This window comes from Pseudonocardia nematodicida, assembly GCF_040105385.1.
GTDB classification, from domain to species: domain Bacteria; phylum Actinomycetota; class Actinomycetes; order Mycobacteriales; family Pseudonocardiaceae; genus Pseudonocardia; species Pseudonocardia nematodicida.
Genome location: NZ_JBEDNQ010000009.1, coordinates 156,587 through 175,350 on the forward strand (window position 1 = coordinate 156,587; position 18,764 = coordinate 175,350).

19 protein-coding genes are annotated in these 18,764 nt (G+C 73.2%); 5 read left to right on the plus strand and 14 right to left on the minus strand.

Features of this window, described 5'->3' with window-relative positions; all coding sequences use genetic code 11:
• Positions 1-19: 19 nt before the first annotated feature.
• Together WIS52_RS21360 and WIS52_RS21365 are read left to right on the plus strand one after the other, a co-directional pair.
• Positions 20-640, plus strand: coding sequence for a cyclodeaminase/cyclohydrolase family protein (locus tag WIS52_RS21360; RefSeq protein ID WP_349300093.1), 621 nt, complete (start codon positions 20-22; stop codon positions 638-640).
• On the plus strand, positions 637-1,485 hold the full coding sequence (locus WIS52_RS21365) for a bifunctional 5,10-methylenetetrahydrofolate dehydrogenase/5,10-methenyltetrahydrofolate cyclohydrolase (RefSeq protein WP_349300094.1): 849 nt from the start codon (positions 637-639) through the stop codon (positions 1,483-1,485). Before WIS52_RS21360 ends, WIS52_RS21365 begins: the two co-directional genes overlap by 4 nt.
• Positions 1,486-1,490: 5 nt before the next feature.
• Here the strand turns inward: WIS52_RS21365 and WIS52_RS21370 are convergent, their stop codons facing one another.
• The gene (locus WIS52_RS21370; protein WP_349300095.1) at positions 1,491-2,156 is read right to left on the minus strand and encodes a GntR family transcriptional regulator; all 666 of its coding nucleotides are present in this window, start codon (positions 2,154-2,156) and stop codon (positions 1,491-1,493) included.
• Positions 2,157-2,236: 80 nt separating this feature from the next.
• Here WIS52_RS21370 and purU point away from each other — a divergent pair, with 80 nt between their 5' ends.
• Positions 2,237-3,085 carry a formyltetrahydrofolate deformylase gene (gene purU / locus WIS52_RS21375; protein ID WP_349300096.1) on the plus strand — a complete coding sequence of 283 codons (849 nt, stop codon included), beginning with the start codon at positions 2,237-2,239 and terminating at the stop codon, positions 3,083-3,085.
• Between the two features lie 51 nt (positions 3,086-3,136).
• On the opposite strand, the gene WIS52_RS21380 is transcribed toward purU, so the two are convergent.
• On the minus strand, positions 3,137-4,288 hold the full coding sequence (locus WIS52_RS21380) for an aromatic ring-hydroxylating oxygenase subunit alpha (RefSeq protein WP_349300097.1): 1,152 nt from the start codon (positions 4,286-4,288) through the stop codon (positions 3,137-3,139).
• Positions 4,289-4,765: 477 nt separating this feature from the next.
• Between WIS52_RS21380 and WIS52_RS21385 the strand changes: the two genes are divergently transcribed.
• Entirely contained in the window at positions 4,766-5,821 is a 1,056-nt protein-coding gene (locus WIS52_RS21385) for a LacI family DNA-binding transcriptional regulator (protein WP_349300098.1), read from the plus strand.
• On the opposite strand, the gene WIS52_RS21390 is transcribed toward WIS52_RS21385, so the two are convergent.
• Genes WIS52_RS21390 through WIS52_RS21405 form a run of 4 tightly spaced genes read right to left on the minus strand, consistent with a single transcriptional unit; the run spans position 5,812 to position 11,515 of the window.
• The gene (locus tag WIS52_RS21390; protein WP_349300099.1) at positions 5,812-7,104 is read right to left on the minus strand and encodes a TRAP transporter large permease; all 1,293 of its coding nucleotides are present in this window, start codon (positions 7,102-7,104) and stop codon (positions 5,812-5,814) included. The two genes, WIS52_RS21385 and WIS52_RS21390, sit on opposite strands and share 10 nt — an antisense overlap.
• Positions 7,092-7,700 (minus strand): hypothetical protein, encoded by a 609-nt coding sequence (locus tag WIS52_RS21395; protein WP_349300100.1) that lies wholly within the window; start codon positions 7,698-7,700, stop codon positions 7,092-7,094. Before WIS52_RS21395 ends, WIS52_RS21390 begins: the two co-directional genes overlap by 13 nt.
• Positions 7,697-9,862 (minus strand): hydantoinase/oxoprolinase family protein, encoded by a 2,166-nt coding sequence (locus WIS52_RS21400; protein ID WP_349300101.1) that lies wholly within the window; start codon positions 9,860-9,862, stop codon positions 7,697-7,699. The genes WIS52_RS21395 and WIS52_RS21400 overlap by 4 nt, the downstream gene beginning before the upstream one ends.
• A 33-nt stretch (positions 9,863-9,895) precedes the next feature.
• Positions 9,896-11,515, minus strand: coding sequence for an FAD-dependent oxidoreductase (locus WIS52_RS21405; RefSeq protein ID WP_349300102.1), 1,620 nt, complete (start codon positions 11,513-11,515; stop codon positions 9,896-9,898).
• Positions 11,516-11,672: 157 nt separating this feature from the next.
• Here WIS52_RS21405 and WIS52_RS21410 point away from each other — a divergent pair, with 157 nt between their 5' ends.
• Positions 11,673-12,224: a GrpB family protein gene (locus tag WIS52_RS21410; protein ID WP_349300103.1), complete on the plus strand. Its 552-nt coding sequence runs from the start codon at positions 11,673-11,675 to the stop codon at positions 12,222-12,224.
• A 1-nt stretch (position 12,225) separates the two neighbouring features.
• On the opposite strand, the gene WIS52_RS21415 is transcribed toward WIS52_RS21410, so the two are convergent.
• From WIS52_RS21415 to WIS52_RS21450, 8 genes are all read right to left on the minus strand, one after another.
• Entirely contained in the window at positions 12,226-12,834 is a 609-nt protein-coding gene (locus tag WIS52_RS21415; RefSeq protein WP_349300104.1) for a phosphoribosylanthranilate isomerase, read from the minus strand.
• Positions 12,835-12,863: 29 nt separating this feature from the next.
• Positions 12,864-15,149 (minus strand): heavy metal translocating P-type ATPase, encoded by a 2,286-nt coding sequence (locus WIS52_RS21420; RefSeq protein ID WP_349300105.1) that lies wholly within the window; start codon positions 15,147-15,149, stop codon positions 12,864-12,866.
• A complete protein-coding gene (locus WIS52_RS21425) occupies positions 15,146-15,337 on the minus strand; it encodes a hypothetical protein (protein WP_349300106.1) in 192 nt (63 codons plus the stop codon). The genes WIS52_RS21420 and WIS52_RS21425 overlap by 4 nt, the downstream gene beginning before the upstream one ends.
• Before the next feature lie 47 nt (positions 15,338-15,384).
• On the minus strand, positions 15,385-15,594 hold the full coding sequence (locus WIS52_RS21430) for a heavy-metal-associated domain-containing protein (protein WP_349300107.1): 210 nt from the start codon (positions 15,592-15,594) through the stop codon (positions 15,385-15,387).
• Positions 15,595-15,622: 28 nt separating this feature from the next.
• Positions 15,623-15,922 (minus strand): metal-sensitive transcriptional regulator, encoded by a 300-nt coding sequence (locus WIS52_RS21435; protein WP_349300108.1) that lies wholly within the window; start codon positions 15,920-15,922, stop codon positions 15,623-15,625.
• Between the two features lie 85 nt (positions 15,923-16,007).
• Complete coding sequence (gene paaE / locus WIS52_RS21440) at positions 16,008-17,192, minus strand: 1,2-phenylacetyl-CoA epoxidase subunit PaaE (RefSeq protein WP_349300109.1); 1,185 nt, start codon at positions 17,190-17,192, stop codon at positions 16,008-16,010.
• Positions 17,189-17,812, minus strand: coding sequence for a TetR/AcrR family transcriptional regulator (locus tag WIS52_RS21445; RefSeq protein ID WP_349300110.1), 624 nt, complete (start codon positions 17,810-17,812; stop codon positions 17,189-17,191). Before WIS52_RS21445 ends, paaE begins: the two co-directional genes overlap by 4 nt.
• A 7-nt stretch (positions 17,813-17,819) precedes the next feature.
• Entirely contained in the window at positions 17,820-18,641 is an 822-nt protein-coding gene (locus tag WIS52_RS21450; RefSeq protein ID WP_349300111.1) for an enoyl-CoA hydratase/isomerase family protein, read from the minus strand.
• Between the last annotated feature and the right edge of the window lie 123 nt (positions 18,642-18,764).

Sequence of the window (18,764 nt, forward strand, 5' to 3'; positions counted from 1 at the left end):
GCACCGAAAGAGTTGGCCCATGCGCTCCGAGAGCATCGACAACTTCCTCTGGAACCTCGCCGCGCGGGTACCGGCCCCCGGCGGAGGTGCGACGGCGGCGCTGCACCTCGCCCAGGCCGCCGCGCTGCTGGGCATGGTCGCCCGCTACAGCGACAGCGACCGGTACGCCGAGCACGCCGAGACCGTGATCGCGGTCCGGAACCGGGCCGACGAGCTGCGGGTCGTCGGGCTCGGGCTCGCCGAGCTCGACGGATGTGTGTTCGGCGCCGTCGCCGAGGCCTACCGGCTCCCGCGCGCGACCGCGAAGGAGGCCGAGACGCGCTCCCGGGCGATCGGCGACGCGCTCGTCGAGGCCGCGCGGGTCCCGGCCCGGGTGATCCGCAGCGCGGAGCAGGTCATCGAGCTGGCCGAGCGGCTCTGCCCGGTCGGGAACCCGAACGTCATCACCGACGTCGCCGCCGCGACCGAGGCCGCCCGGGCCGCGGCCGGCACCGCGCGGCTCAACGTCGAGATCAACCTCGCCGGGATCACCGACCCGCTGGCCCGCATCGAGCTGGGGGAGACGCTGATGGGCGTCGACGACCTGCTGGTGCGCGCGGACAAGGTGACCGCGACCGTCCGCGAGCGGATCAGCCGATGACGGCGGCCGTCCTGGACGGGACCGCGCCCGCCCGCGCGATCCGCGAGCGGGTCACCACCGCCGCGGCCGGCCTGGTCGGGCGCGGCATCGTGCCGAAGCTCGCCGTCGTCGTCGCCACCGACGACCCGGGTGCCGGCTGGTACGTCCGCTCGCTGGCCGCCGCCGCGGGCCGGGTCGGGATCACCTGCGAGGTGATCTCGCTCGGTGCGGATGCCTTCACCGACGACATCCACCGGACCCTGCTGCGGCTGAGCAGCGACGACACCGTGCACGGCATCGTGCTGCAGGCCCCACTGCCGGACGGGGTGCGGGTCGAGGACCTGGCCGCCGCGATCGCCTGTGAGAAGGACGTCGACGGCGCCAACCCGCTCTCGGCCGGCCGGCTCGCGGCCGGGCTGCCCGCCTACCCGCCGGCGACCGCCGCGGCGGTGCTGTGCCTGCTCGACCACCACCAGATCGAGCTGACCGGGCGCAACGCCGTCGTCGTCGGGCGCTCGCTGGTGGTCGGTAAGCCGACCGCGCAGCTGCTCCTGCAGCGCGATGCGACGGTCGCGATCTGCCACCGGCACACCAAGGACCTCGCCGCGCACACCCGGTCCGCGGACGTCCTGGTCGTCGCCGTGGGCCGGATCGGCCTGATCCGCGCCGAGCACGTCGGGGACGGGGCGGTGGTGGTCGACGTCGGCACCAACACCGCGCCGGACGGCTCACTGGCAGGCGACGTCGACGCCACCGACGGCCGCGCCGCCGCGATCTCGCCGGTCCCGGGCGGGGTGGGGCCGGTGACGACGGCGCTGCTGCTGGAGCACACCGTGCAATCGGCCGGAGCGGCGTGGTGTTCCTAGATTTCTCAGACCACCTGCCGGATCGCCTTCTCGAAGCCGAGGACGTGGTCGCGGGCCAGCTGCTCGGCGTCGTCGGCGCGGCGGTCGGCGATCGCCCGCAGCAGACCGGAGTGCTCGCCGACGTGCTGGTCGAAGTGGGACATCCGGTCCAGGAACAGGCAGAAGATCCGGGTGGCGAGGTTGTCGTAGCGGATCAGCGTGTCCTCGAGGTGCGGGTTCGCCGCGGCGGCGTAGATCGCCCGGTGCACGTGCAGGTCCCAGCGCATCAGCGCATCACGGTCCAGGGTGCGGACGTCGATCCGGTCGATCGTCTCCGCCAGATCGCGCAGCTCGGCGAGCACACCCGCCCCGGCGACCTCGGCGGCCCGGCGGGCGGCCAGCGGCTCCAGCTGCACCCGGATGTCGGAGATGTAGGCGAGGTCGGTGATGTCGACGCCGGTGGCGAACGTGCCCCGCCGCGGGTAGGAGATCACCAGCCGGTCGATCTCCAGCCGCTTGAGCGCCTCACGGACCGGGGTGCGGCCGACCTCGAGCGAGCGGGCCAGGGCGACGTCGTCGATCGCGGTCATCGGCGCGATATCCAGCATGATCAACCGGTCCCGGATCTCCGCGTAGGCCTTGTCGGCCAGTGAGGTGAACTCCGGCTCGGCGGTGTCGGGAAGAGCGGTCACGCGCCCGATGGTAACTCCGTCGCCGCACCGGCCACCGTTCGCCGCCGATTGATACATCAATGAGATACCAAGGAGCTCCCATGAGCCGCTCGTTCATCCTCACCGTGAGCTGCCCGAACCGGACCGGGATCGTGCGCGCGGTCAGCGCCTTCCTGTTCGAGCACGGCTGCGACATCGGCGAGTACCAGCAGTTCGACGACGCGGTCGGCGGCCGCTTCCACCTGCGCACCCAGGCCGGCGCCCCGGACGGCGTCGACCTCGTCGCGCTGTCCCGGGCCTTCGAGCAGGTGGCCGCCGAGTTCGGGATGACCTTCGCCGTCAGCGACGGCGCGCCCGCCCGGATCGTGGTGATGGTGTCCCGGCTCGGGCACTGCCTCAACGACCTGCTCTTCCGCTGGCGGGCGGGCAGCCTCGGCGCCGACATCGTCGCCGTCGTGTCCAATCACGAGGACCTGCGCCCGATGGCCGAGGCCGCCGGGCTGCCCTACGTGCACATTCCCGTCACGCCCGAGACCAAGCCCGACGCCGAGGCGCAGCTGCTGCAGGTCGTCGACTCCTACGGCGCGGAGCTGGTCGTGCTGGCCCGCTACATGCAGGTGCTCTCCGACGAGACCTGCAAGGCGCTCTACGGCCGGGCGATCAACATCCACCACTCGTTCCTGCCCGGGTTCAAGGGTGCGCGGCCCTACCACCAGGCCTACGAGCGCGGGGTCAAGCTGGTCGGCGCGACCGCCCACTACGTCACCCCCGACCTCGACGAGGGCCCGATCATCGAGCAGGAGGTGATCCGGATCGACCACGCCCACGACCCGAAGTCGCTGCAGACCGTCGGCCGGGACGCCGAGGCCCTCGCCCTGTCCCGGGCCGTCCGCTGGCACTGCGAGCGCCGGGTCCTGCTCTCCGGTGCCCGCACCGTCGTCTTCCGGTAGGCGGCTACGCCGCCTGTGAGTGGTTTTCGTGGTTGGGGCCACGAAAACCACTCACGAGTGCCGGAGGCGCTCCCGCACCCAGTCGTGGAACTCGCCGATGTGGTGCTCGCTGGGCACCAGCACCCCGCCCTTCGCATACGACCACGAGTCCATCGCGACCTGGCACCGCTCGCAGGCCTCGAAGTCCTGCAGGTTGACCCGGTGGAACAGCTCGACGGACCGGGTGATGTCGGCGCCGGAGTCGACGACATCGGGCAGGTAGAGCCAGTCGCAGATCACCTGGGTGCGCTCGGGCGTCAGCGGGAACATCCGGTGGAACACGACGTGGTCGGGCACCAGGTTGATGAACACCTGGGGGCGCACGGTGATCGCGTAGTAGCGGCGGTCCTGGTCCTGCGAGACGCCCGGGAGCCGCTCCAGGCCGGCCGACCCGTCGACGGTGAAGCCCTGGACGTCCTCGCCGAACTCGGCGCCGTGGCCGACGAAGTACTGCGCCGCGAGACCGTCCGCGAACTCGGGCAGGACCTCGGTCAGCTCGGGGTGGATCGTCGCGCAGTGGTAGCACTCCATGAAGTTCTCGACGATCTGCTTCCAGTTCGCCTTGACGTCGTAGGAGATGCGCCGGCCGAGCTTGAGGTTCTCCACGCCGTAGCCGACGATCTTCTCCGGCGAGCCGAGCCGGGTGGTGACGTCCCCGATCACCGTCTCCTCGAACGACGGCGGCGTCTCGGCCAGGCACAGCCACACGTACCCGAGCCACTCCCGCACGTGCACCGTGTGCAGGCCGTACTCCACCTTGTCGATGTCGGGCATCGATGTCAGGTTGGGCGCCGCGACGAGCTTGCCGTCGAGACCGTAGGTCCAGGCGTGGTACGGGCACTGGAACGACCGCCGCACCTCGCCCCTCTCCTCGGTGCAGATCCGCGCCCCGCGGTGCCGGCAGACGTTGAGCAGCGCGTTGACCCGGCCGTCCCGCCCACGTGTGACGATCACGCTCTCCCGTCCGATCTGGACGGTCTCGTACTGGCCCGGCCGCTCGAGGTCGGCGCTGAGCACCGAGCAGAACCAGCCCTTGTGGAAGATGGCGTCCTGCTCGGCCCGGAAGATCGCCGGGTCGGTGTAGTAGTGGCCGGCGAGGGTCTCCCGCAGGCTCTCCGGCAGGCCCTGGCCCTCGGCAGGACGGGACAGCTCACCGGTCGTCATGGCAGTGCTCCTCGTGAACGGGGGCGGACGGACACGCCGAAGGCGGCGTGCGGGAGAACCACAACTGGAAGCGGGAGCGGTTGCGTCGAACGCAACTGATTGCTCAATACGCACCATGGGACCGCGTTGCCCGGTGCGCTGTCAAGGGGCGCCCGTGCCGATGTTGCGCAGGACATTCGTGCAGGCAGGTGGCGGGTTGTGTCGTGGAGAACGGGGTACCTCCGCGGGCCTCCCGGGGCGGCGTCCGGCCTGAACCCCTCCTGACCGACAGTGAGAGCCCACTGTATCGGCGGTAGATATATTAGTCGAGTATCTCTAGAGCGGACGGCTCCGGTCGCAACGTGGTCGTCGGTAGCGCGGTGTCTCCGCCGGACGGCGCGGTGGCGGGCGTCCTGGGTGGTCCCTGCCCGTCCGATGCTCATCCGTATCAGCCCGGGCCTAGGCTGGGGTGGCCGCGAATCGGAGGGTGGGCGCACGGTGGCTGCACGAGCGGGGAAGGTGACCCAGCGCCAGATCGCCGAGCTGGCGGGGGTCAGTCAGGCTGTGGTCTCGCTCGTGCTCAACGGCAAGGCCAACGACGCCACCCGGATCCCGGACCGGACGCGCGAGCGGGTCGAGCAGGTCATCGCCGAGACCGGATACACCGCGAACGCCGCGGCGCGGCGGCTGGCGGGGGTCGGCAACAAGATCGTCGGAGTGTTCACCTACGAGCCGGCCTTCCCGACCGGGGCACAGGACTTCTACACGCCGCTGCTCGCCGGGATCGAGGCCGAGGCCGAGCAGCTCGGCTGCGACCTGCTGATGTTCACCAGCGCCCCGGTGCGCGACGGCCGGCGGCGGCTGCTGCACGGCAACAGCCGGCTCCGCCTCGCCGACGGCTGCCTGCTGCTCGGGGTCCGGATGGACGGCGACGAACTGGGCGCCCTGCAGGCCGAGGGGTTCCCGTTCGTCGCGGTCGGGCGGCGCGACGTCGAGGGCGTCCCCTACGTCGGCCTGGACTACGTGGCCGGTGCGGCGACGCTGACCGGCCGGGTCGTCGAGGCCGGGCACGCGCATCTGGCGTACCTGCACCTCGAGCAGGCCGGAGAGTCCATCGTGGACCGGATGCGGGGCGTCGAGCGGGGGTGCGCCTCGGCTCCGGGCATCCGGCTGGACACCCGCGAGGTGGACGAGCACGCGATCACCGCGGACCTGCTGACAGGACTGCGGGCCGGCGGGGTGACCGCGGTCGTGGCGGAGACGGCCGCACAGGCCGCCCGGGTGTGGGAGGTCGCGACGGGGCTCGGGTGGGATGTCCCGCGGGATCTGTCGGTCGTCGTGCTGGCCGATCCACCCCGCGCCGGGTCGCGCCTGCCGGACTTCACCCGGCTGCGGCCGCCGCGCACCCGGCTGGGCGCGGAGTCGCTGCGGCTGCTCGGGCGGATCCTCGATCCGGCCGACGAGCTGCCGGACCGAGAGCGGCGGACCCTGCTCGACTGCGAGGTCGTCGGTGGGCGGACGCTCGCCGCGCCCGCCCACCCGGCTCAGAGGTAGAGCACCGCCGAGGTGATCACACCGCCGACCGCGACCACCCAGACGTAGGGCAGCGTCCGGAGCATCACCTGCTGCGGGCTGACCCCGGAGTACTGCGCCGCCCACACCGTCTGCGTGCTCGTCGGGTCGGACACCCCGAGCACCTGGTTGTAGGACGCCATCAGGCCGAGCACCGCCATCGTCGGGTAGATGCCCACGGCGGTGAGCGCGCCGGCGATCCCGGCGCCGAGGCCGTAGATGTTCATCGGCCCGCGGAACAGGCACAGCGGGACCAGGAGCGAGAACACCAGCACGTAGAGCCACGGCTCGCTCGGCGCCAGCACCTCGACGACCGGGGTCAGCGCGCCGACCGCACCGGGCAGGTTCACCGCCTCGAGCAGCATTCCGATCGCGACGAACAAGGTGATCGGGGGAGCGGCGACGGTGAAGCCGTCGTAGAGCGAGCGCAGCATGGTGGTGCCCATGTCCCGCGGCCGCGTCGTGGTGAGCACCGCGTAGAGCACGCCGCCGAGCAGCGACGGGATGATCGGCACCTCGAACCCCAGCGCCAGCACGATCGGCACGAGCGGGGTGAACAGCGCGTACCAGGGCGCGTCGCCGAGCCGCTCGCGGCGCGAGGGTTCCCCGGTGCCCGGCTCGGCCGGCATGGCCAGCGACCAGGCGTGCACGGTCCCGCGCCGCCGGGTCTCGATGAGCACGAACGCGACCGCCGCGACCAGCGCGAACGGGAACAGCATGATCAGGAAGCTGCGGACCTCGGCGATCGTGAGGTCCAGCGCGCTGGAGAAGAACTGCCAGATCGGCAGCTCGAACGGCACCCCGACGGCGATGCCCATCAGGATCGTCCCGGCCGCGGTCACCTTCGGGACACCGACGGCGACCATCGCGGGGATCCCGATGACCCCGGCGAGCAGCGCGGCCGGCGCGGACCCGGTGACGGTGCCGACCAGGGCGGCGACCAGCAGCATGCCGAGCGCGACGACGACCGGGCGGTCCCCGGCGAACTCGACGGTCTTGCGGACCAGCGTCTTGGCGATCGCGGTGTCGCGCATCAGCGAGCCGAGCCAGGAACCGATCAGGATCGCGATCATGGTGGCGGCGAGCCGGGTCGCACCGTCCTGCATGACGGTCTCGAGGACGCTGCCGTCCTCGCCGAACAGCGGTGCGCCGGCGGCGAAGCCGATCCCCACGGCGAGCGCGACGAGCACGAAGGCGGTGGGCACCTTCCCGCTGAGGATCACGGCGACACCCACCACCATGATCGCGAGGATCACGATGCCCATGTCGAAGCCTCCTTGACGGTCCTGGCGCGGCGGTCGAGGGCGGCCGAGGCGGCCGCGGTGACGAGCAGCGGGGAGCGGCCGAGCCCGAGCCGGCGGGCGGCGTAGGCGTGCGCGGCGAGCTCCTCGGCGCCGGCGACGTGTGCCCAGTGGACCCAGCGCCCGATCCGCAGCGCCGGATGCCCCACGGCGACCCGCAGGTCGCGCGCGTACGGGCCGGCCAGCAGGTGGTGCGCCCGCTCGTGCAGCACGGCGGCGGCCCGGACGCTCCCGGCCGGGAAGTGTGCCCGCCAGCCGTGGGTGTCCACGAGGGACTCGCAGAACGCGATGCTGTCGGTGAACAGCTCGATGGTGCCGCTGCGGTGCAGGAACCGGGCCAGCACAGGGGTGTCGCGGTCGAGCCCGCCGGTGCGTTCGACGACCCGGTGCCCGCCGGTCGGGTCGCCGGGGGCGGGGGCATCGAGGTCGGCGAGCCGGTGACCGAACGCCCGGGCGCGCTCCGCGACGGTGCGCAGCAGCTCCGGTGACCGCGCCTCGTTGGTCGGGATCCCGGACAGCAGCCGGGCGCCCAGCGCGACGTCGTCGGGGTCGGGGGTCATCGCCGCACCTCCAGGACGGCGACCAGGTCGTCGTCGCGGTTCTTGCCGTCCAGTTCGGACCGGGCGAGTGAGATCAGCGCGCTCTCGTCGAGCACCCCGGACAGGTCCGCGAGGGTCGGCCCGGCGATGAGCTGGACGGCGGGGGCACGGGAGCCGCCGTCGCCGTAGCTGGTGAGCCGGGTGACGGCCGAGGCCAGCAGGTTCGCGCCGCCGCCGACGGTGCCCCGGACGACCTGCGCGTCGGCCGAGGCGAACCGGATCACCCCGTCGCGGTCGACGACGCGGACCGGCCGCCGGGCCCGGCGGAACCGCCGTTTCCGTTCCGGGGCGCCGTAGACGACGTGGTAGGGCGTCTCGGCGAGCACCTCCAGGTGTTCGGGCCCGATCCGCAGGCTGCGTGCCGCGACCGGGTCGAGCTCCGCGCGTCCGGGCTTGTCGGTGAGGTCCTGGGTGCGCAGCTCGGTGGCGCCGGTAGCGATGGCGCGCACCGTGTTCGACTGCGGGTCGACGGTCACGTCGACCGAGATCGCACCCGGGGCCGCGCCCTGGTCGAGCAGCGCCTGCTCGGCCTCGCGGCGCACCGCGAGCACCTGCTCGTCGGTCGCGCCGGGGATGATCCGCTCGACCTGCTCGCGCAGCAGGGCCAGCGCGACGCCGATCGGGCTGATCACCTCGCCGTGCGCGGCGAGCGTCCACTCCCGGTCACCCGCCCCGCCGAGGAACGGGGTGACTGCCGCGGCACCGCCGCCGCCCCCGACCAGCCTGACCGCGTCGTCGTCCAGGTCGTAGTCGGTGACCAGCGCGGTGACGACCTTCTCGATCGGCGCGGCGGCCGTCTCCAGGATCCGGCGGGCGGCGGTGTCCACGTCGACGCCCAGGGCGTCGGCGACGGGCTGCAGGGCGCGGCGGGCGACGGCGGGATCGGCGCGGGCGTAGGCCTCGGCCGGGACCAGCCCGAGCGCGTTCGCCGCGCAGGTGAGCGTGACCGCGTACCGGCCGCCGGCGGCGTCGAGGGTGACGTGGTCGTCCGGGTCGCCCGGGCGCGGGGCGACCGGGACCAGCCGTGCGCCGTCGAGGTCCGCGAGCGTGGCGAAACAGGCGTAGGGGAGTCCGGCGATGTGCGCCGACCGCGGGCCGACCGCGGTGATCCGCGGGCTGCCGTCGTGCTGCATCCGGATCATCGATCCGCCGCCGATGCCGATGGTGCGCACATCGAGCGCGTTGAGGTAGGTCGTGCTGCCGCCGAAGCTCGTGTACCGCACGGCCACTTTGCCGCGGCGCACGACCGAGACGTCGGTCGAGGTGCCGCCGGTCTCCAGGAAGATCCCCTCACCGAGACGCTCCTGCATCAGCGCTCCGGCCACGCCCGCCGCGGGTCCGGACAGGACGGTGAGCAGCGGGCGTCGGCGCATCTCCTCCAGCGACATCACGCCGCCGTCGCACCGCATGACCATCAGCGGTGCGGTGATGCCGGCCTTCTCGATGCTGGTCTGCACGAGATCCGCGGTGGCGAACATCCGCGGCAGGATGACGGCGTTGAGCACCGCCGTACGCGTGCGCTTGCTCAGCCCGTACAGCGAGGTGATCTCGTGCGTGGCGGTGACCAGGAACCCGCGCTCGCGGGCCACGGCGGCCACCGCGTCCTCGCCGAGACTGTCGTCGACGCTGAACGGCTCGGTCACCACGACCGAGCTGATGCCCCGCTCGGCGAACCCGTCGAGCAGCGCGTGCAGCGCAGCGGTGTCGCCGGCCCGCTTGAGGTGGCCGTACTCCAGGGGCAGGTGGGTGCCCGGGGTCAGCTCGATCTTCCGGAGCGCGGCGAGGCGGCGCAGGAACAGCGCCGGTACCCCGGAGCCGATCCCGATCAGCCCCACCGGGGCCACGTCGCCCTCGAGCAGCGCGTTCGTGGCCTGGGTGGTGCCGTGCGCGAGGAACACGACGTCCTCGGGCGAGCGGCCGATCTCGTCGAGCAGCCGGTGCAGGCCCTCGATGATGCCGTGCGCGACGCCGTCGGGATGGTCGTGGCTGGTCGGGGTCTTGGTCTGGCCGATCAGCGCGAGCGTGCGCGCATCGACGGCGACGGCATCGGTGAAGGTGCCGCCGACGTCGATCCCGATACGGATCGGGGACCGGGCTGCGGGGCTGTCGGGGTCGTCGGTCACGGCGATGTGATCCTTCGAGAGGGGACGGTCGGGTCAGTAGGCGCCGACGACGGGCCAGCGGCGCTCGACGCCGAGCCGGTCCAGCCGGTGGGCGAACTGGTCGAAGCGGTCGGGGTCGGCGTGCACCTCGTGCGGGGTGACACCGGTCGTCAGCGCGTGCACGGCCAGCGCACCGGCGACCTCGCCCACGTTCCACTCCACGGGGTGCAGCCGGAAGCATCCGTTGCTGATGTGGGTGGTGCCGAGGTTCTTGCCGGCCGGCAGCAGGTTGGTGACCCGCACCGGCAGCATCGCGCCGAGCGGGATCTCGAACGGCACGCTCGGCACGTCGATGTAGTTGTCCCCGCCGGTCGAGGGGTGCAGGTCGAGCCGGTAGCTGCCGACGCCGACCGAGTCCTTGCGGGTCAGCGGGCCGGAACCACCGAGCAGGTCGGCGGACACGTCGTGCTCGGTCACCGTGGTGACCGCGTGGATCCGGCGGGACTCGCGGACGTAGGCGGCCTTGGCCAGGCCGTCCGGCGTGCCGGTGACGTCGCCGCGCGGCTTCAGGCCGGGGAAACCGGTGCCGCCGTCCGGGCGCGGGGCCTCGGTCTGCAGCCAGTACAGCAACGACCGGGACAGCTCGCGGGCCTCCGCCTCGGCCTTCGCGGTCGTCGCCGGGTCGTCGGCGACGTGCGGGGTCAGCCAGTAGTCGTTCAGCGGCCAGTTGACCAGGCAGATGTCGGAGTCGAAGGCACCCTCGGTGAACAGCTTGCGGGCCAGGATCCGGCGGAACCCCCACAGCTCCTTGTCGCCGGCGTCGGCGCTCTGGTCGGCGTCGACGTCGAGCGGGTCGTTGTCCGGGTTCGGGACGAAGGTGCGCCCGTGTGCCTCCAGCGTGCGCGGGTCCGGGGCGAGGAACCCGAGCAGCGGGCCGGGCCAGAACTCCGGGGTGTAGGAGCGCCAGAAGTCGTAGGACTCCGGGCGGTCGATCGTGTGGTCGGAGCCCTCGTGGTGCGAGACCGCGAAGCAGAAGGTGATGCCCTGCTGGTTGTGCGGCTGCGCGGTCTCCGGGGCGTGCGGCTCGTCGTGTGTGGAGCGGGCCTCGGCGCCGGTGACGTGCTCGACCCCGCCGAGCTCGAGGAGCTCACCGGTCTCGGTCGCGTCCAGGACGTAGGGCGCGCGGAGCACGGCCTCGACCCCGTCGCGGCCCCGGACGGTGACCGACTCGCAGCGCGGGCCGTCCGTGGCGACCGCGACCGGGCGGTGCTCGGTGAGCACGGTCAGGAGACCGGCGCTGCGCAGCGGGGCGAGCATCTCCTCGATCACCGCGACGGCGACGCGCGGCTCGTGACAGAGCTTGCTGACCCGCCCGGCGCCCGGGTTGAGCGTGGCCGAGCGGGCCGCCTCGGGGCGCAGCGGGTACGCGCGGCGGTAGTAGGCGCGGATGCCCTCGCGCAGCTCGCGGTAGGCGGCGGTGGCGCCGAACTGCTCGATCCACGGGTGCTCGTCCGGGGGGACGGCCTGCGAGGTGAGCTGGCCGCCGAGCCAGTCGGTCTCCTCGGTCAGTACCGCGCGTCGTCCCGAGCGGCAGACGGCCAGCGCGGCGGCCACGCCACCCATGCCGCCGCCGATGATCGCCACGTCGGTCTCGTACTCGTGCGGTGCGTCCACTGAGGTCGTTCTCCTTCACCTGGTTGCTAATGCGGATTAGCAGATGGGTGTGCGGAGTGTGGCATCACAGTGGGTGGGCGCACAAGGGGACGCAGCGCTCGGGTGTCGGTAACCGGCCGGTGCTACGTTGCCCCGCTGCCGAGCGGAAGGTCGCACGATGCCCGAAGACCCCCTGACCGACGACGCCCTCGCCCGGCTCCTCGTCCGGGGCCTGCAGCCGGTGTGGGTCTCTCTCCGCGAGTACGACCCGGCCTGGCCCGCCCGCTACGCCGCACGGGCCGCGCGGCTGCGCGAGATCCTGGGCGACCGGGCCCGGCTGATCGAGCACATCGGCTCGACCTCGGTCCCCGGCCTGGCGGCGAAGCCGGTCATCGACATCGTGGTCGGCATCGACGACCCGGACGACGAGCCCGCCTACCTGGCCGACCTGGAGGCGATCGGGTACGAGCTGCGGGTGCGCGAGCCCGGGCACCGTTGCCTCCGCACGGGCGAGCCGGTCAACCTGCACTGCTACCCGCCCGGCGGTGACGAGGTCCGCAGGTACCTGATCTTCCGGGACCGTCTGCGCGCCGACGAGGCCGACCGGCGGCTCTACGAGTCCACCAAGCGCGGCCTCGCCGGGCGCGAGTGGCCGGACATGAACTACTACGCCGAGGCCAAGGGCCCGGTCGTCCGCGAGATCCTGCAGCGCGCGGGGTGGCGCGGGTAGGTCACCCGGCGGCGCGGGCGGCGGCCACGAACGCGGTGATCCGGTCGTGGTCCTTCACCCCGCGGGTGGACTCGACCCCGCTGGACACGTCCACACCCCACGGGGCGACCTGGGCGATCGCGTCGGTGACGGTGTCCGGGTCGAGACCGCCGGCGAGCAGCCACCGGCCCGCGGGACGGCGCTCGGGCGGCAGCGTGGTCAGGTCCCAGGCGTGCCCGGACCCGGCCCGCGGCGAGTCGAGCAGCAGTGCCTCCTCGCCGAACAGGCCGACGGTCGGCTCCGGTTCGGAGCGCAGCGACGTCGCCCGCCACAGCCGTACCGACCAGCGGTCCGCCGCGGCGTAGTCCTCGACGGTGCGCGCGCCGTGCAGCTGCAGGACGTCCGCGCCGATCTCGTGGGTGATCCGCGCGGCGTCCCCGGCGGCCAGGTCGGCCACGACGACGACGGTCGTCATCGCCCCGCCGGCGGCCGCGACGAGCTCGGCGGCGTGCGACGGCTCGACGTGCCGGACGCTGCTCGGGCTGATCACGAACCCGACCGCGTCGGCACCGGCCTCCTCCGCGGCCCGCACGTCGTCGGGGGTGCGCAGGCCGCAGACCTTCACGAACATGGGCGTGACGGTACGCCGATGATGATCGCTCAGCCGCCGTGCCCGCGGAACCGGCGCAGCCGCAGGCTGTTGCCGACCACGCACACCGAGCTGAACGCCATCGCCGCCCCCGCGATCATCGGGTTGAGCAGTCCCGCCGCGGCCAGCGGGATCGCGGCGGTGTTGTAGGCGAACGCCCAGAACAGGTTGCCCTGGATCGTGCCGAGCGTCTGCCGGGACAGCCGTACCGCGTCCGCGGCCGCCCGCAGATCACCCCGGACCAGCGTGATGTCGGAGGCCTCGATCGCGACGTCGGTGCCGGTGCCCATGGCCAGGCCCAGGTCGGCGCGGGCGAGCGCGGCGGCGTCGTTCACGCCGTCGCCGACCATCGCCACCACCCGGCCGTGCTGCTGCAGCCGCTCGATGACGGCGAGCTTGTCGGCGGGCATGACCTCGGCGGCCAGGGTGTCCGGGCCGGTCCCGATGCCGACCTCGGTCGCGACCGCCTCGGCGACGGCCTGGTTGTCCCCGGTGAGCAGCACCGGCACCAGTCCGAGCCGCCGGAACTCGGCGACCGCCTCGGCGGAGGTCGGCTTCACCGTGTCGGCGACGACGAGCACCGCGCGGGCCTCGCCGTCCCAGGCCACCGCGATGGTCGTCCGGCCGAGGGCGGCCTCGGACTCGGCGGTCCCGGCCAGCGCGTCGGTCAGCGGCATCCCGCGCTCGGCGACCAGTCGCGGCCGCCCCACGACGACGGTGTGCCCGTCGACCACGCCGGAGACGCCGAGGCCCTCGTGGTTGGTGAAGTCGGTGACGGCGGGCAGGTCGCCTGCCTTCTCCGCGGCGGCGTCGGCGATCGCGGTGGCGATCGGGTGCTCGGACGCCTTCTCGAGGGCACCGGCCAGCCGCAGCGCGGTGTCGTCCTCGACGTCGTCGGCGGTGTGCACCCCGACCAGGCTCATCTTCCCGGTGGTGACGGTGCCGGTCTTGTCGAGCACGACGGTGTCGACGAGCCGGGTCGACTCGAGCACCTCCGGGCCCTTGATCAGGATGCCCAGCTGCGCGCCGCGCCCGGTCCCGACCAGCAGCGCGGTCGGCGTCGCGAGGCCCAGCGCGCACGGGCAGGCGATGATCAGCACGGCCACCGCGGCGGTGAAGGCGGCGGACACCCCGGCACTCGCGCCGAGCCAGAACATCAGGGTCACGATCGCGACGACGATCACGATCGGCACGAACACGCCGGAGATCCGGTCGGCGAGCCGCTGGACCGCGGCCTTGCCGTTCTGGGCCTCCTCGACGAGCGTCGCCATCTGGGCGAGCTGGGTGTCGTTGCCGATCCGGGTGGCCTCGACGACCAGCCGGCCGCCGGCGTTGACCGTCGCGCCGACGACGGTGTCGCCGGTCTCGACCTCGACCGGCACGGACTCGCCGGTGAGCATCGAGGCGTCGACCGCGGACCGCCCCTCGACGACGACGCCGTCGGTGGCGATCTTCTCGCCCGGCCGGACGACGAACCGGTCCCCGACGCCGAGCTCGGCGACCGGCACGCGCACCTCGGCGCCGTCGCGCAGCACCGTGACGTCCTTGGCCCCGAGCTCCAGCAGCGCGCGCAGCGCGGCCCCGGCCCGGCGCTTGGCCCGGACCTCGAAGTAGCGCCCGGCCAGCACGAACGTGGTGACGCCGGCGACGACCTCGAGGTAGATGTGGCTCGCGCCGTCGGTGGGGGAGACGGTCAGCGTGAACGGGTGCGTCATGCCGGGGATGCCGGCGGTGCCCCAGAACAGCGCGTAGACCGACCAGGCCATCGCGGCCGTGGTGCCCATCGAGATGAGCGTGTCCATCGTGGCCGCGCCGTGGCGCAGGTTCGTCCAGGCGGCCCGGTGGAACGGTGCGCCGCCCCACACCCAGACCGGGGCGGCGAGCACCAGCGAGAGCCACTGCCAGTTGACGAACTGCAGCGCGGGAGCCATCGCCATCGCGACGACGGGCAGCGACAGCAGCGCCGAGACGAGCAACCGGTGCCGGTGGTCGCGCAGCGTCGCGTCCTCGGGGGCGTCCTCCTCCGTGGAGGGGGCGTCCCCCGATCCGGCGGGCGGCGCGGGGAGGGTCGCGGTGTAGCCGGCGGACTCGACCACCGCCACCAGCCGGTCGGCGTCGACCCCGCCGGTGGCGGTGACCTTCGCCTTCTCGGTGGCGTAGTTGACCGTCGCGGTGACGCCGTCGACCTTGTTGAGCTTGCGCTCGATCCGGTTCGCGCACGACGCGCAGGTCATCCCGCCGATGGCGAGCTCGACCTCGAGCACGTCGCCGCCGTCGGCTCGGACCGTGCTGGTCATCCGTGGTCCTCCTCGATGGATCCGTGGACCGGGGCGGGGGCCGTCCCGCCGGGCGCCGGGGCGGGGTGCTCGGCCGTGGGGCGCAGGTGGTCGGTGGGAACCTCGATCACGCCGCCGGCCAGGTAGGCCCCCGCGCCGAGCACGACGACGGCGGCACCGTAGGCGGCGGTCCGCGCGACTCTGCTCATGCTGCTGCCCTCCTCGCTCCGCCCGGAGCCGATGACGCCGGCCGGACTCAGGACGCGGTGACCTCGTAGCCCGCTTCCTCGACGGCGGCGCGGATCGCGTCGTCGGAGAGGACCTCGGTGCTGGTGACGGTCACGGCGCCGGTGGGCAGGTCGACGTCGACGCCGGTGACGCCGGCGATCTCGCCGATCTCCTCGGTCACCGAGCTGACGCAGTGCTGGCAGGTCATGCCGGTGACGGTGTAGGTGGCGGTGTTCATGGGGATGTCCTTCTCACGTGTCCGGGGGTCAGGAGCGGACCAGGCGCGCGATCGCGGCGCTGGCCTCCTGGATCTTCTCGTCGGCGACCGGCCCGCCCTCGGCGGCCGCGTCGGCGACACAGTGCTTGAGGTGCTCGTCGAGCAGCCCCAGCGCGACGGCCTCGAGCGCCTTGTTGACGGCGGAGACCTGGGTGAGGATGTCGATGCAGTACTTGTCCGACTCGATCATCTTGCTGATCCCGCGGACCTGCCCCTCGATCCGGCGCATGCGTCGGACGTGCGCGTCCTTGGTGTCGGCGTAACCGGGGCTGTCGGTGTGACCCTGCATCGCGTTCCCCTCCTCGGTTCCGAACCGTGACGGTACCCCTAGGGGGTACCCGTATCAACCGGTGGGTGGGGCAGCGGGCCCGGTGTCAGGCGTCGTAGTCCACGGTCGCACGGTCCGAGACCGGGCGGGCCTGGCAGGTCAGGACGAAGCCGGCCGCCACCTCGTCGTCCTCGAGCGCGAAGTTGCGGCGCATCTCCATCTCGCCGTCGACGACCTTCGCCCGGCAGGTCCCGCAGACCCCGCCCTTGCAGGCGAACGGCAGATCGCGGCGCACCTTCTGGGCGGCGTCGAGGACGACCTCGTCGCGGGGCAGGGTCAGGGTCGTGGCGCGGCCGTCGAGGATCACGGTGACCTCGCTGCCGGTTCCGTCGGGCCGGTCCGCGGTGTCCTCCGCGCGGCGCACCTCGGGCGGCGGCTCGTCGACGTGGAACAGCTCGCGGTGCACCCGCTCGCGGCCGACGCCGAACTCGCCCAGCACCTCGCGCGCCGCCTCGGTCATGCCGAGCGGGCCGCAGAGCCACCAGTCGTCGACGCCCGCGGTGTCGACCAGGGAGGTCAGCAGGGTGCGCAGCCGGCCGGCGTCGAGCCGGCCGCTGACGATCTCGGCCTCGGTGGGTTCGCGGGACAGCACGTGCAGCAGGTGCAGCCGGGGTCCGTGGGCGTTCTTGAGGTCGGCGAGCTCTTCGGTGAACATCACGGTGTCGGTGCGGCGGTTGCCGTAGACGAGGGTGACGCGGGTGTCGTCGTGCGCGGCCAGCAGCGACGACGTGATCGACAGCACCGGCGTGATGCCCGATCCCGCGGCGATCAGCGCGTGGTGGGTGCCCGCGGTCAGCTCCGGGGTGAAGGTCCCCGAGGGCGGCCCGACCTCGACGACGTCGCCGGGGACGACCTCGTCGACCAGCCAGGCCGAGAACAGGCCGCCGTCGACCCGGCGCACGCCGACCCGCGGGGCGGTGCCGGCGGGGGAGCAGATCGAGTACGACCGGCGCTCCTCGCCGTCCGGGGTGTCGCGGCGCAGGGTGAGGTACTGGCCGGGGCGGAAGGCGTAGTGGTCGCGCAGGTCGTCGGGGACGTCGAAGGTGACGGCGACGGCGTCGTCGCAGAGCCGGTCCACATCGGACACGACGAGGCGGTGGAAGCCGGCCGGGAGCGCGTCCCCGGTGTCGGCGAGCAGCGCGTCGATCTCGTCGGTCAGGCCGAGGGAGGTGCGGCCGTACGCCTGGTTGGCCCGGGCCTGCCAGGCCGCCGCGCGACGCTGCGAGGTCATGCCGGTTCTCCCTGGTGGTCCGGAGGGGCCGGGACGATCCCGGTGAAGGCGGCGCGGACGACGTCGTCGGGCAGGGAGGCGGTGCCGGGGCGCCCCGGCCGGTACCACTCGACGATCGAGTTGACCAGGCCGGACAGCAGCCGCGCCGCCAGGGCCGGGTCGACGTCGGCGCGGACCTCACCGGCGTCGCGGGCCTCCCGGACCAGCGCGCTGATCGACGCGTCGAAGGCGCGGCGGCGCTCGAGGGCCCACCGCTCGGTCTCGGTGTTGCCCCGCACCCGCAGCAGCAGGGTCACGTAGGGCAGCTCGGTCATCAGTACCCGGACCTGGGCGGCGACGATGGCCCGCAGCCGCTGCGAGGGAGACCCCTCCTGCGCGGCCGGGGCGGACAGGACGCCGAACAGGCCGTCCACCGCCCGCTCCAGCGCCGCCCGCAGCAAGGCCTCCTTGCCCGCGAAGTGGTGGTAGAACGACGACTTGGTGATGCCCGCGGCGCGGGAGAGGTCCTCCATCGACGTCGCGTCGTAGCCGCGCGCGATGAACTCCGTGACCGCGGTCTCGAGGAGCTGGTCCCGGCCGCCGCTGGGCCGGCGCAACCGCCGAACCGGGGCCTGGCTCACTACCGGGTCACCACCCTTCGAAGGCCGGTGTGGACTTGGACAGGAACGCCGCGACCGCGCGCTGGTGGTCGGGCGAGGTCGCCAGGCGGGCCTGGGCGTCGGCCTCGTGGTCGAGCACCGCGGGCATCTCGTTGACCGCGCCGAACCGGAGTGCGCCCTTCACCTCGGCGTAGGCCCGGGTGGGTCCGGAAGCCAGGCGCCGGGCGAGCACGAGCGCGGCCTCGGACACCTCACCGGCCGGGACCACCTCGCGCACCAGGCCCCAGTTCAGCGCGTCCTCGGCGGTGAACTGCTCGTTCAGCAGGAGCAGCTCGGTCGCCCGGGAGACGCCGACGGCGTGCGAGAGGGTGGCCGACAGGCCGGTGTCGGCGGTCAGGCCGATCCCGGTGAAGGCGGTGGTGAACGTCAGCCCGGCCGCCGCGATCCGCAGGTCCGCGGCCAGGGCCAGGCCGAGTCCGGCGCCGGCGCACGGCCCGTTGATCGCCGCGACGACCGGCTTCGCCATCCCGGTGATCGCCAGCACCAGCGGGTTGTAGTGGTCGCGGACGGTGTCGAACGAGGTGGCCGCGTCCTGCTCCAGCGCGGTCGCGTGCTCGGCGAGGTCCTGTCCCACGCAGAACGCCCGGCCGGCGCCGGTGAGCACCACGGCCCGGACGTCGGCGTCCCCGCCGACCCCCGCCAGCGCCGTGAGCAGCGCCTCCTTGAGGTCGACGGTGAGCGCGTTGTACTTCGCCGGGCGGTTGAGCGTGACCACGGCGACCGACGGATCGGTCTCGTCGTGCTCGACGAGCACGACGGGCTCGGCTGCGTCGCTGTCGGATTCGGCCATGGACCCAGCCTAGCCCCGACCGAACGATCGGTATATAGCCTGCGGACGGGTCCCGAACGGGCGCCCGGGGTGCTAGCGTTCCGGGGCGAACGAACGGTCGGTCCAACGTCGGGCAACGAGGTT